General features: G+C 68.8%; 12 protein-coding genes. 8 read left to right on the forward strand and 4 right to left on the reverse strand.

Going from position 1 to position 12,483, the window contains the following annotated elements:
- Nucleotides 1-30 precede the first annotated feature (30 nt).
- Nucleotides 31-2,823: a preprotein translocase subunit SecA gene (gene secA, locus AB0C30_RS26625; protein ID WP_357949107.1), complete on the forward strand. Its 2,793-nt coding sequence runs from the start codon at nt 31-33 to the stop codon at nt 2,821-2,823.
- An 81-nt stretch (nt 2,824-2,904) separates the two neighbouring features.
- Here secA and AB0C30_RS26630 read toward each other — a convergent pair whose 3' ends face one another.
- On the reverse strand, nt 2,905-3,270 hold the full coding sequence (locus AB0C30_RS26630) for an Rv3235 family protein (RefSeq protein WP_357949110.1): 366 nt from the start codon (nt 3,268-3,270) through the stop codon (nt 2,905-2,907).
- Between the two features lie 500 nt (nt 3,271-3,770).
- Here AB0C30_RS26630 and AB0C30_RS26635 point away from each other — a divergent pair, with 500 nt between their 5' ends.
- Nucleotides 3,771-4,205 (forward strand): SMI1/KNR4 family protein, encoded by a 435-nt coding sequence (locus AB0C30_RS26635; RefSeq protein WP_357949113.1) that lies wholly within the window; start codon nt 3,771-3,773, stop codon nt 4,203-4,205.
- Between the two features lie 15 nt (nt 4,206-4,220).
- On the opposite strand, the gene AB0C30_RS26640 is transcribed toward AB0C30_RS26635, so the two are convergent.
- Nucleotides 4,221-5,540, reverse strand: coding sequence for a PTS transporter subunit EIIC (locus AB0C30_RS26640; RefSeq protein WP_357949117.1), 1,320 nt, complete (start codon nt 5,538-5,540; stop codon nt 4,221-4,223).
- Nucleotides 5,541-5,564: 24 nt separating this feature from the next.
- A complete protein-coding gene (locus AB0C30_RS26645; RefSeq protein WP_225295901.1) occupies nt 5,565-6,305 on the reverse strand; it encodes a GntR family transcriptional regulator in 741 nt (246 codons plus the stop codon).
- Nucleotides 6,306-6,418: 113 nt separating this feature from the next.
- On the opposite strand from AB0C30_RS26645, the gene AB0C30_RS26650 reads away from it, so the two are divergent.
- The 6 genes from AB0C30_RS26650 (at nt 6,419) to nagZ (ending at nt 11,606) form a co-directional block, all read left to right on the forward strand.
- Nucleotides 6,419-7,456, forward strand: a complete 1,038-nt coding sequence (locus tag AB0C30_RS26650) for an SIS domain-containing protein (RefSeq protein ID WP_357949120.1) — start codon at nt 6,419-6,421, stop codon at nt 7,454-7,456.
- Nucleotides 7,457-7,464: 8 nt separating this feature from the next.
- Complete coding sequence (locus AB0C30_RS26655) at nt 7,465-7,728, forward strand: PTS glucose/sucrose transporter subunit IIB (RefSeq protein ID WP_263655705.1); 264 nt, start codon at nt 7,465-7,467, stop codon at nt 7,726-7,728.
- 11 nt (nt 7,729-7,739) lie between these two features.
- Complete coding sequence (locus tag AB0C30_RS26660) at nt 7,740-8,186, forward strand: PTS glucose transporter subunit IIA (RefSeq protein ID WP_357949122.1); 447 nt, start codon at nt 7,740-7,742, stop codon at nt 8,184-8,186.
- 61 nt (nt 8,187-8,247) lie between these two features.
- Nucleotides 8,248-8,508 (forward strand): HPr family phosphocarrier protein, encoded by a 261-nt coding sequence (locus AB0C30_RS26665; RefSeq protein ID WP_357949124.1) that lies wholly within the window; start codon nt 8,248-8,250, stop codon nt 8,506-8,508.
- Nucleotides 8,505-10,217, forward strand: a complete 1,713-nt coding sequence (gene ptsP / locus AB0C30_RS26670) for a phosphoenolpyruvate--protein phosphotransferase (protein ID WP_357949126.1) — start codon at nt 8,505-8,507, stop codon at nt 10,215-10,217. The genes AB0C30_RS26665 and ptsP overlap by 4 nt, the downstream gene beginning before the upstream one ends.
- Nucleotides 10,218-10,316: 99 nt before the next feature.
- A complete protein-coding gene (gene nagZ, locus AB0C30_RS26675) occupies nt 10,317-11,606 on the forward strand; it encodes a beta-N-acetylhexosaminidase (RefSeq protein WP_357949128.1) in 1,290 nt (429 codons plus the stop codon).
- A gap of 22 nt (nt 11,607-11,628) precedes the next feature.
- On the opposite strand, the gene atpB is transcribed toward nagZ, so the two are convergent.
- On the reverse strand, nt 11,629-12,420 hold the full coding sequence (atpB, locus tag AB0C30_RS26680; protein ID WP_357949131.1) for a F0F1 ATP synthase subunit A: 792 nt from the start codon (nt 12,418-12,420) through the stop codon (nt 11,629-11,631).
- Nucleotides 12,421-12,483 lie beyond the last annotated feature (63 nt).

The following is a 12,483-nucleotide window of genomic DNA, read 5'->3' on the forward strand; positions in this document are numbered from 1 at the left end:
GGGGTAGACCTGCGAGGAGCTTTACATAAAGTGGCAGCCATTCTCGACAAGATCCTACGTGCCGGCGAAGGCAAGACCCTGCGCAAGCTCAAGCGGATCGCCGATCAGGTCAACTCCATCGAGGACGACTTCACGAGCCTGTCCGACGCGGAGTTGCGCGCTCTGACGGACGAATTCAAGCAGCGGCTCGCGGACGGCGAAACCCTCGACGATCTGCTTCCCGAAGCGTTCGCGACCGTGCGCGAGGCGGCCCGCCGCGTGCTCGGTCAGCGTCACTTCGACGTGCAGATCATGGGCGGCGCGAGCCTTCACATGGGCAACATCTCGGAGATGAAGACCGGCGAGGGCAAGACCCTCACCTGTACTCTCCCTGCCTACCTCAACGCGCTCGCCGGCAACGGCGTCCACGTCATCACGGTCAACGACTACCTGGTCAAGGTCGGCGCCGAGAACATGGGCCGCATCTACCGATTCCTCGGTCTCGAGGTCGGCATGATCCTGGCCGGGCAGGCCCCGGAAGAGCGGCGCAAGCAGTACGAGGCGGACATCACCTACGGCACCAACAACGAGTTCGGCTTCGACTATCTGCGCGACAACATGGCGTGGTCGCTGGACGAGTGCGTGCAGCGCGGCCACCACTTCGCGATCGTCGACGAGGTCGACTCCATCCTCATCGACGAGGCGCGCACCCCGCTGATCATCTCCGGCCCGGGGGAGCAGTCGGGTAAGTGGTACACCGAGTTCGCCAAGATCGTGCCGCGGCTGCGCAGGGGCGTCGAGGCCAAGTCGCCCGACGAGGAGAGCACCGGCGACTACATCGTCGACGAGAAGAAGCGCACGGTCGGCGTGCTGGAGTCCGGTGTCGCCAAGGTCGAGGACTGGCTGGGCATCGACAACCTCTACAAGGCCGAGCACACCCACCTGGTCGGCTTCCTGAACAACGCTCTGAAGGCCAAGGAGCTGTTCAAGAAGGACAAGGACTACATCGTCGCCGAGGGTGAGGTGCTCATCGTCGACGAGTTCACCGGCCGCATCCTGCACGGCCGCCGCTACAACGAGGGCATGCACCAGGCCATCGAGGCCAAAGAGGGCGTGAAGATCAAGGACGAGAACCAGACTCTCGCCACGGTCACCCTGCAGAACTACTTCCGCCTCTACAAGAAGCTGTCCGGCATGACCGGCACCGCCGTCACCGAGGCGAACGAGTTCCACCAGACGTACAAGCTCGGCGTGGTCCCGATCCCGACGAACCGTCCGATGATCCGCAAGGACCAGGCCGACGTCGTCTACAAGACCGAGGACGCCAAGTTCGCCGCGGTCGTGGAGGACATCAAGGAGCGCTACGACGTCGGCCAGCCGGTGCTGGTCGGCACCACCTCGGTCGAGAAGTCCGAGCGGCTGTCCAAGGCGCTCAAGCGCCGCGGCGTCCAGCACGAGGTGCTCAACGCGAAGAACCACGCGCGTGAGGCCGCGATCGTCGCCGAGGCGGGCCGCAAGGGCGCCGTCACCGTCGCCACCAACATGGCCGGTCGAGGCACCGACATCATGCTCGGCGGCAACTCCGAGTTCCGCGCCGACCTTGAGCTGCGCCAGCGCGGCCTCGACCCGCTCGAAACGCCAGAAGAATACGAGAAGGCGTGGCCCGAGGCGCTCGAGAAGGCCAAGGCGGCCGTCAAGGCCGAGCACGACGAGGTCACCGAGCTCGGCGGCCTCTACGTCCTCGGCACCGAGCGGCACGAGTCGCGCCGTATCGACAACCAGCTCCGCGGTCGTTCCGGCCGCCAGGGCGACCCGGGCGAGTCGCGCTTCTACCTCTCGCTCGGCGACGACCTGATGCGCCTGTTCAACTCGGCCAGGGTCGAGATGATCATGACCAGGCTCAACATCCCCGACGAGCAGCCGATCGAGTCCGGCATCGTCTCCAAGGCCATCGCCTCCGCCCAGCACCAGGTCGAGCAGCAGAACTTCGAGATCCGCAAGGAAGTTCTCAAGTACGACGAGGTCATGAACCGGCAGCGCAAGGTGATCTACGCCGAGCGCCACCGCGTGCTGGAGGGCGCCGACCTGCACGAGCAGGTGCAGGGCTTCATCGGCGAGGTGATCGACGGCTACGTCGCGGGCGCCACGGCCGAGGGCTTCGCCGAGGAGTGGGACCTCGACAAGCTGTGGAAGGCGTTCGGCGAGCTCTACCCCGTCACGGTCACCATCGACAACGTGGTCGAGGAGGCCGGCGGCCGCGAGGAGCTCAGCGCCGAGTTCATCAGCACGAAGATCAAGAAGGACGCGCTGGAGGCCTACGCCAGGCGTGAGGAGGAGCTCGGCGCCGACGCCACCCGCGAGTTCGAGCGGCGCGTCATCCTGTCGGTCCTGGACCGCAAGTGGCGCGAGCACCTCTACGAGATGGACTACCTGCGCGAGGGCATCGGCATGCGGGCCTACGCGCAGAAGGACCCGCAGATCGAATACCAGCGCGAGGGCTTCGAGATGTTCGCCGCGATGCTCGAGGGCATCAAGGAGGACTCGGTCGGCTTCCTGTTCAACATCGAGGTCGAGGTTCAGGAGAACCCGATCGTCGAGGAAGAGGACGCGATGATGGCGGAGACCCGCTCGATCATCGCGCGCGGCCTGCGTGGGCCCGAGCGGCCCGCCGAGCTCGAATACTCCGCGCCGGGTGAGGCGGGCGAGGTCGAGCACACCCGGGTCCGCAGCACGTCGGCCGAGCGCGCCGCCTACGGCAACGTCGAGCGCAACGCGCCCTGCCCCTGCGGCTCGGGCAAGAAGTACAAGCGCTGCCACGGCGATCCCAAGAACGCCCAGGCATAACGCACCGGTCCGGTTCTGGGAGAAGGCCCTCGCCTGTCGGCGGGGGCCTTCTTCCGGTTGTCAGGCGGTTTCGAAGTCTTGTCAGGCGGTTTCGAAGTCCGTGCACAGCCATTGGACGCCGCGCCGCTCAAGCCGTACGGCGAGTACGTGGCTGCGTTCGCCGCAGTGGACGAGGAGGCACATCTCGACCGCGCCGTCCTTGGGCTCCTTCACGTGCGGGCTCCCCACGAACGGCGCTCGTTTCGTCTCGATCATCCGCCCCGCCTTGACGAGGTCGCGGTAGGCCCGGTCGGTGAGCCGGTCGGCGACGCTCTCGGGCGGCCGCCGCCCCGAGAGCACCTCGGCCAGTGCCTGCCCGAGCAGTCGCAGCTTGCGCTCGTCGGGACCGACTCCCGGCGGTCCCCACACGAGCGGGTCGGAAATGGCGGCGTGCGGAAGGGATGACATGGGGCCTCCGATGTCATAGGGAGAGAGGGACAGTACAAGGAGTTTCCGGCCCGGCCCCCGAATACATCGCCCACCAACTTTCCCGCTCAGCCCACCGATTCGAGGTGATTGGCGAGAAAGATCACCGGAAGTTGGAGTGGTGCTGAGAGGTGCTATCTGGGATTTCGGTCCTGTGCCAGTCGCCTATGGGCTGTCTCCAACGAATTCGGGCGGCCTCTATCGTCGGAGCCACTGATGTCGATTCGGGTGTCGCGGTCCGTAATCCATCTGCGGCGCTGTGTGGCAATCAATGGCTAAGCGCCCAGGGGACATACCACCAAACGTGCGGAGATGATCAGTATGTCGGGGACGGCTGCTAGGTAGCGGTGGCATGGCGAAGTCCTCTCGGTAGCGGCCGCCGTCCCTTTATGTGATCGAGGAAATCCGTCCTGCCCGATCGGGGTGACGAGCAGGAAGGGGCGCCTGAGTGCGCGGTTCCCGCTGGTGATCCGGACGAGGCGGTGCGGCTCTTCCACTCCTACCGGCGGCTGATGGCGCAGATCCTCGGATACGAGGAGGACCTTGCCGAGGTGGAGGAGAGTCTCGGCGTCGTGCTGCCTCCGGACCTCCGCGCGCTGTACGGCATCGCCGACGGTGACGGCGTGAATCTGTGGATCGACGCGGACCTGCCGCAATTGCCCGTCGAGCATGCCACGTACAGCGACGACCGGCCCTCCCGGGCGCGGGCCATGCAGGCGGGTCCACGGGTGCAGGAGAGCCGGGTGGTCGACGTAGAGGATTGCGCGTTCCTCACCGCGGTGCCCGAGGTGTGTTCGCTGGCGCTGTCGAGCAAGGGTTCGCCCGGCGCCGAAGCTGTGGGCGCTGGACATCGCTATTCACCCCCACCGCCCCGAACGCGACTGGCCGAGCTCAACGGACTGGGTCACCAGTTATGACGGCCCGCCCAGGAGCTAAGAGGGTGGTTCGCCCGAATCGACGTCTGGTTCGGGCTCTCGGCCAGGGGTCATGATGTTCAGTTTGCGGATGAGGAAGCTGAACACCACGTAATAGACCACCCCATAGATCACCCCGAGCAGGAGGATGCCCGGCAGGTTGTGGGTGTTCGACTTGCTGGCGTTCAGCAGCATGTCCAGCAATCCCGCCGAGAAGCCGAAGCCGAGTTGCCCGCCGATGAGTGTGGTCAGCGCCATCGCCAGCCCGGTCAGCACAGCGTGTACGGCCAGCAGCACCGGCGCCACGAAAATGAACGCGAACTCGATCGGCTCGGTGATCCCGGTGACGAACGAGGCCAGCCCGGCCGACAGCATGATGCCGCCCACGGCCGCCCGCCGGTGCGGGGGCGCGGCCCGCCACATGGCCAGCGCGGCGGCCGGCAGCGCGAACATCATGATCGGGAAGAACCCGGCCATGAACTGGCCGGAGTGCGGGGCGCCGCCGAAGTAGCAGTTCCAGTCGCCGCCGAGGACCTGGCCGCCGACCTCGCACTGCGGCACCACGTACCAGACGATCGAGTTGACGAAGTGGTGCAGGCCGAGCGGGATCAGCAGCCGGTTGATCAGGCCGTAGATGCCGGTGCCCAGCGGTCCGAGCGTGGTCAGAGCCTCGCCCGCGTGGCCGATCCACTCGCCGAGAATCGGCCACACCCAGCCGATGAGCACGCCGAGGAGCAGCGCCACGATCGAGGTGATGATGGGTACGAACCGGCGCCCGCCGAAGAAGGCCAGCCAGGACGGCAGCTTGATCCGGTGGAAGCGCTGCCACAGCACGGCGGTGACCAGACCGATCATGATGCCGCCGAGCACCTGGGTGGGGTTCTGCATGCCGTAGTTGATGATCTCTTTGATGCCCTGGGGCTGGACCGCCTTGATCAGGACCGTGTCCCTGATCGCCGAGCCGAAGAACATCACCTTGGTCACGCGGTCGAACACCAGGTAACCGACCACCGCGGCGAGCGCGGTCGAGCCGTCGGACTTGCGGGCGAACCCGATCGCCACCCCCACCGCGAACAGCAGCGGCAGGTTCTCGAACAGCGCCGCACCGGCGGCGGCCAGCACCTCGGCGACCTGGTTCATCCAGCCGAAGCCGGCCACATCGGCCAGGCCGCCCGGCTCGGCGCCGTTGGAGCCGAGCATGTCGGGCTGGCCGAAGCGGAGCAGCAGCGCGGCCGCGGGCAGGGCGGCGATGGGCAGCATGAGCGAGCGGCCCAGGCGCTGGAGCACGTTCATCACGCGTGAGAACGGCGAAGGCCTGGCGGCGGTGGTCTCGTTCACCGGGCGTTCCTCCGGGTCGGGCCCTCAGCCCCGTCTGGTGGGCATTTCCAGAATGGTGCGCAGCTGGTAGCGGTCCGCGCGATAGGTGGACACGCCCAGCTCCGCGCAGATGCCGCCGGAGAAGGATCTGCGCTGCAACAGTAGTACGGCCCCGCCCCGGGGGAGTTTGAGCAGATCGGCGTCGCTCGGATCGGCGATGCCCCCGTCGATGGTCAGCTCGCCGGCGTCCATGACCAGCCCGTAGCGGCTCTCCAGCAGCTCGTAGAGCGACCTGCCCGACAGGTCGTGCTCGGCCAGGTCGGGCGCGAGCTTGACCGGGATGTGCGCGCGCTCGATGGACAGCGGTTCGCCGTCGGCGGTGCGCAGCCGCTCGATGAAGTGCACTTCCTCGCCCGGCTGGATGCCCAGCTCCTTGGCCAGGTGGGCGCTGGCGCGTACGACCCGCCGGTCGAGGTCGCGCGAGCCCGGCTCCATGCCGCGCGCCCGCATGTCGTCGCTGAACGACGTGAGCTGCAGCGCGAGCTCGATCTTTGGCCTGGCCACGAACGTGCCCTTGCCCGGCACCCGGTGCAGGCGGCCCTCGGACACCAGGTGGTCGACCGCCTGCCGGACTGTCATCCTGGAAAGGCCGAAGCGCTGGCAGAGCTCGCGCTCAGACGGGATGGCGGCGCCGATGCTCAGCTCGTCGCTGTCGATCAGGTCCAGCAGGATCTCGCGCAGCTGGAAGTACTTGGGCACCGGGCTGTCCGGATCGATGTGCGCCACGGATCCTCCCCTCGATCTGACCTGGGCGATGGGCTATGGTTCGTACTGGTCTAGTCCGGACTAGACCACATGTCGCAAAACAGGGTCAAGTCTGCCCGGTAACGATTTGAGGGATGATGACCACCAAGATGCGCAGCGAGATCGCCGAGCAGCCTGAGGCGCTGCGGGCCACGCTCGATTCCCTGCTCCCCAGGGTCGACGAGGTGAGAGCACTGGGCGAGCGGACCCGCCAGCTCCTGTTCATCGCGCGTGGCACCTCCGACAATGCCGCAGTCTACGGCCGCTACCTGGTCGAAGCCCACGCCGGGCGGCTGGCCGCGCTCGCCGCCCCGTCCGTCGCGACGACGTACAAGCGCAAGCTGGACCTCGACGGCGTGCTGGCCGTCGCCATCTCGCAGTCCGGCCGGACCGAGGAGATCGTCGAGACGCTGACCTGGGCCAAGGACTGCGGCGCCAGTACGGTCGGCGTGACCAACGGCGGCCCGGACAGCCCGCTCGCCCAGGCCGCCGACCTGGCGCTGTGCACGCTGGCGGGTGAGGAGAAGGCGGTCCCGGCCACGAAGACCTACACCACCCAGCTCGCCGCGCTGGCCGTGCTCGCGCTCGGCCTCGGCGCCGACGTGGACGCGACCGACCTCCAGCAGGTCCCGGACGCGGTCGAGAAGCTGATCGCCGAGCCGGGCGACCTCGACGCGGTCGTCGAGGGCCTGGCCGACAAGCAGGGGGCCGTGGTCTCCGCGCGCGGGCTGGCCTTCTCCACCGCGCTGGAGACCGCGCTCAAGCTCAAGGAGGCGTGCTACCTGCACGCCATGGGCCTGTCGTACGCCGACCTGCTGCACGGGCCGATCGCCGTGGTCGACGCCGACACCCCCGCCCTGCTGGTCGCCGCCGAGAACAGCCCGACGCTGTCCGGTACGGTCGCACTCGCCGAACGGGTCGTCGCCGCGGGCGCCGCGGCCTTCACCATCGGCGGCGGCCCGGCGCTGGCCCGGGCGGGTACGGCGGCGCTCAACGGCCCCGACCTGCCCGAGTGGGTCGCGCCCATGGGCCTCATCGTGCCGGGGCAGTTGCTCACCGAGGCGCTGGCCCGGAGGCTGGGCATCGACCCCGACGCGCCGCGCGGGCTCAACAAGGTGACCCAGACCGACTGACGTTTAGCCTGGTCGTAACGTTACGAGGAGGACGGATGGCGGCTGATGCCAGCGCGATCATCGCGGGGCTCGGCGGTGCGGGCAACATCATCGACATCGAACCCTGCATCACCCGGTTGCGTACGGAGGTGCGTGACGTCTCCAAGGTCGACCAGGCCGCGCTCAAGGCGGCGGGGGCGCACGGCGTCATGGCCGCGGGCAACGTGGTGCAGGTCGTCGTCGGGCCCGAGGCGGACACGATCGCCAGCGACATCGAGGACATCATCGGCTAGAGGGCGAGACCATGACGACTGTTCTCGCCCCGGTCGAGGGGGTGGCCGTGGGGCTGTCGGCGGTGCCCGACCCGGTGTTCTCCGCGGGCATGGTGGGGCCGGGAACGGCGATCGATCCGGCGCGGGAACCCGGCAAGGCCGTAGCCCCAATATCCGGGAAAATCATGAAATTGCATCCGCATGCCTATGTCATCGTCGGGGATGACGGCAAAGGCGTGCTGGTGCATCTGGGCATCGACACGGTCCAGCTGAAGGGGAAGGGCTTCGAGTTGCTCGCGGCCGAGGGCGACAGAGTTCGTGCGGGCCAGCCCGTGGTGGCCTGGGACCCGGCCGCGATCGAGGCCGGTGGCCGCTCGCCGGTCTGCCCGGTGGTCGCGCTCGACGCGCCCGCCGGTTCGGTGACGGCCGTGACCGGCGGGCGCGTACACGCCGGCGACGAGCTCTTCCTGTGGGACTGAAAGAGCTATGGGGCAAGTGCCGGGGCCGGGTGGTCCGGACCGGTTGGACAAGGAGGAGTACATGGCCGAGCGCAAGGTCACCGTGGCGGCGGAAGTGGGCCTGCACGCCCGTCCGGCGGCGACATTCGTGCAGACCGCCGTCAAGGCCCCGATGGACATCACCGTGAGCAAGGGGGTGACCGGCCAGCCCGTCAACGGCAAGAGCATCCTGCAGATCCTGGGGCTGGACGTCCGGCAGGGCGAGGACATCGTGATCAAGGCCGAGGGTGAGGGCGCCGACGAGGTGCTGGACGCACTGGCGGCGATCGCCGGGACACCATGAACCTGCGGGGGGCCGGGGTCAGCCCGGGGATCGGGACCGGGCCCGCGTACGTGCTGACCGGGGCCGTCCCCGAACCCCCCGCAGGCTCCACCTACGAGGGCCCGCCGGAGCCGGAGCGCGAACGCGCGGTGGCGGCGCTCGGACAGGTCGCGGGGGAGCTGGAGGCCCGGGGCAACCGGGCCGGCGGCGAGGCCAAGGAGATCCTCAAGGCCCAGGCGCTGATCGCCGAGGACCCCGGGCTGGTGGTGGGGGTCAAGGCCCTGATCGACCAGGGCGTCGCGGCTCCTCGGGCCGTTTACCAAGCTTTCGCGAAATATCGGGACATGCTGCTGAGTGCGGGTGGGTACCTCGGCGAGCGGGTCGCCGACCTGGACGACATCAGGGACCGCGTGATCGCCCGCCTCACGGGCCACCCCCTGCCGGCCCCGCCACCCGTTCCGGGTACGGGTGAGCCGTATGTGCTGATCGCCGGCGATCTGGCGCCTGCCGACACCGCGTTGCTGTCGAAGGACGCCGTGGCCGCGTTCGTGACCGAGGCGGGCGGGCCGACCAGCCACACCGCGATCCTGTCCAGGGCGATGGGCGTGCCCGCCGTCGTGGCCTGTCCGGGCGCGACGGAGATCCCGGCCGGCACCCGGGTGCTGGTCGACGGCAACACCGGGGAAGTACGGCTGGAGCCCACCGAGTCCGACATCGCCCGGCACGTCAGCGCGCACGAGGCCAGGCGGCGACGCATGACGACCGGCGGCCCCGGCCGGACCCGGGACGACTTCCGGGTGCAACTGCTGGCCAACATCGGCGGCCCGGACGATCTCGACGCGGCGCTGGTCGCCGGAGCCGAGGGTGTGGGGCTGTACCGGACCGAGTTCCTGTTCCTCGGGCGGACCGAGGCGCCGTCCGTGGCGGAGCAGGAGGCGGCCTACCGGGCGGCGCTGGCCGCGTTTCCCGGCGGAAAGGTGGTGGTGCGGACGCTGGACGCCGGCGCCGACAAACCGCTGGCATTCCTGCCGTCCGCCGCGCCCGAGCCGAACCCGGCCCTGGGCGAGCGTGGCGTGCGCCTGTTCGAGAGATTCCCCGAGGTGATGGCCGCCCAGCTGGAAGCGCTGTCCGTGGCGGCGGCGGTGAACCGGTCGGGTGCGGTGCGAGCCAGTGCGGCGGCGGCCGAGCTTCACGTGATGGCGCCGATGGTCGCCACGGCCCAGGAGGCCCACTGGTTCGCCGACGCCTGCCACGCCAGGGGGCTCCCGCAGGCGGGCGTGATGATCGAGATCCCGGCGGCGGCGCTGCGGGCGGAGAGCCTGGTCACTGTGGTCGATTTCGTGTCGATCGGGACCAATGACCTGGCCCAGTACGCCTTCGCCGCCGATCGCCACTCCGCCGCGCTGGGTTCGCTGCAGGACCCGTGGCAGCCCGCGCTGCTCGACCTGATCGCCATGACCGCTACGGCCGCCTCCGACAACGGCAAGCCGTGCGGCGTCTGCGGGGAGTCGGCCGCCGATCCGGCCATGGCCTGCGTGCTCGTGGGCCTCGGGGTGTCCACGCTGTCCATGGGGGCCGCGGCGCTGCCCGCCGTACGGACCGGGCTGGGGGCGCACACACTCGACCAGTGCCAGCTGGCCGCCCAGGCCGCGCGGGGAGCGGCTACGGCGGCGCACGCCCGCGCGGCGGCCCGCTCCCACCTGCCGGGCCTGGTCGAGCTGGGGCTCTGACCGGACCGGGAGGGCGGGGGCTCCGACCGGACCGGGAGGAAGGGGACATTTGTCGGCTGTGTGGCTCAGGGGTCCCGCGGCATGGATACCTTTGAGAGCATGTTTCGACGGACAGGCACGGCCGGGCTCCTCGTGATGGCTCTCGCGGCATGCGCCGGGGGTGGTGGCGGCCCGGTGGGTGCGGCTCCGGCGACCCGGCCGGAGGTGGCGCCTCCGTCCACGGTTCAGCAGAGCTCGTCGTCGGCCGGCCAGGGCAGCGGGTTGCCGGGCGTCCTGTCGAAGATGAGCGTGCAGGAGAAGGTCGGCCAGCTGTTCATGCCCGTCCTGTACGGCACGGGCCCCGGCAGTGTGTCGGGCGAGAACCAGGCGAGGTACGGCGCGCAGACCCCGGCCAAGGTGGTCGCCAAATACCACCTCGGCGGCGTGATCCTCTTCCCGGCGAACATCCAGGGTGTCGGCCAGGTCGTCGACCTGACCAACGGGCTGCAGCAGGCGTCGAAGGACGTGCCACTCCTGATCGGCACCGACCAGGAGAACGGCCTGGTGTCCAGGATGGGCGCGCTGATGACCGACTTCCCCGGCGCCTCGGTCATAGGCTCGACCAAGGACACCGCGAACGCGCGAGCCGTGGCCAGGGCCACCGGCGAGGAGTTGCGCGCGGTCGGCGTCAACCTGGACTTCGCCCCGGTCGCTGACGTGAACATCGACCCGAGGAACCCGGTCATCGGCAAGCGCGCCTTCGGCGACCAGCCCGGCGAGGTGGCCAAGATGGTGGCCGCGTCGGTCAAGGGCTTCAATGACGCCAAGGTCGCCGCCACCGCCAAGCACTTCCCCGGCCACGGCGACACCAATATCGACAGCCACACCGGGCTGCCGGTGATCAAGCACACGAAGGAGCAGTGGGAGCGGATCGACGCGCCGCCGTTCAAGGCCGCGATCGCCGCCGGCGTCGACGCCGTGATGAGCGCGCACATCGTCTTCCCCAAGCTCGACCCGTCACGCGACCCTGCGACGCTGTCCAAGCCCATCCTGACCGGGCTGCTCCGTAACAAGCTCGGCTTCCAGGGCGTGATCTCCACGGACGCCCTCAACATGGACGGGGTGCGCAAGAAATACAGCGACGCCGAGATCCCCGTACGGGCCATCCAGGCGGGTGCCGACCTGCTGCTCATGCCGAACAACCTGCCCGTGGCCTACAACGCGGTGCTGGCGGCGGTGAAGTCGGGCAAGATCTCGCAGGAGCGGCTCGACCAGTCGGTGACGCGGCTGCTCAAGCTCAAGCAGGCCCGCGGACTGCTGCCCAAGGCGCCCGTGGCGTCGGCCGCGCAGGCGGCCAAGGTGCTCCGCAGCACGGAACACCGCAAGGTGGCCGCCCGCGCCGCCCGCTAGTACCAGGCCGCCCGCGTGCGCTTCAGTGCGAGCCCTTCAGCCCGCTCGCGATGAACATCGCGGCGAGCAGGGCGAACAGGAACGCCTGCAGGAACTGGATGAACATCTCGAACGCGGTCATCAGTATCGTCATCGCCACGCCTAGGACGCCGATGCCCGCGCCGAGCACGGTGAGCCGCTCGAACAGGAACCAGAAGCCGACCGAGCTGAAGAAGGCCAGCAGGAGATGGCCGGCGAACATGTTCGCGAACAGCCGGATGAAGTGCGTGAACAGCGAGTTGATGAAGGTCTCGGCGAGGATCAGCGGGGCGTAGATGCCGTAGGCCCAGCCGGGTAGGCCCTCGAGGTACACCACGCCCTTCAGGTAGCCGCGCACGCCGTGGTGCTTGACGCCGAGGAAGACCTTGACGACGTACACGCTGAGCGCCAGCCCGAGAGGGAAGTCGATGTGCGCGGCGACCGGGAACTGGATGAACGGGACGACGCCCATCAGATTCCAGACCAGCACGGTCAGGAAGATCGTGAGGAGCAGGCCCATCCAGCGGTCGGCGTCCTTGCCGAGATTGGGCTTGGCCACCTGTTCGCGGACGAACACGTAGGCGTACTCGCCGAGGTTCTGCCAGCCTCGGGGGACCAGTTTCGGCTTGGCGAAGGCGCCCCAGCACAGGGCGATGACGATGATCGAGGAGAGCAGGGCGAGCAGCGTGGGCTTGGTCAGCCATTCCGGCCCGCCGGGGAGTATCGGGTCGAAGTCGAACAGCTCCGTACCAGGAGCTTTGAACTCATCCGAGGTGATCAGGATCGTCGTCCGCACGGCGGTCCCTCCATGGGGTCAGCTCAATGGAACCTCACCATAGCCAGGGAATTTGGCCGTCTT

The organism is Nonomuraea sp. NPDC048901 (assembly GCF_040649695.1).
In the GTDB taxonomy this organism is placed as follows: Bacteria; Actinomycetota; Actinomycetes; order Streptosporangiales; family Streptosporangiaceae; genus Nonomuraea.

What these genes read in the sequence shown, in the direction of transcription:
- AB0C30_RS26630 (WP_357949110.1), bottom strand. Translation starts at nt 3,270, where the DNA reads ATGTCATCCCTTCCGCACGCCGCCATTTCCGACCCGCTCGTGTGGGGA.
- AB0C30_RS26650 (WP_357949120.1), top strand. Translation starts at nt 6,419, where the DNA reads ATGATGACCACCAAGATGCGCAGCGAGATCGCCGAGCAGCCTGAGGCG.
- AB0C30_RS26660 (WP_357949122.1), top strand. Translation starts at nt 7,740, where the DNA reads ATGACGACTGTTCTCGCCCCGGTCGAGGGGGTGGCCGTGGGGCTGTCG.
- AB0C30_RS26665 (WP_357949124.1), top strand. Translation starts at nt 8,248, where the DNA reads ATGGCCGAGCGCAAGGTCACCGTGGCGGCGGAAGTGGGCCTGCACGCC.
- ptsP (WP_357949126.1), top strand. Translation starts at nt 8,505, where the DNA reads ATGAACCTGCGGGGGGCCGGGGTCAGCCCGGGGATCGGGACCGGGCCC.
- nagZ (WP_357949128.1), top strand. Translation starts at nt 10,317, where the DNA reads ATGTTTCGACGGACAGGCACGGCCGGGCTCCTCGTGATGGCTCTCGCG.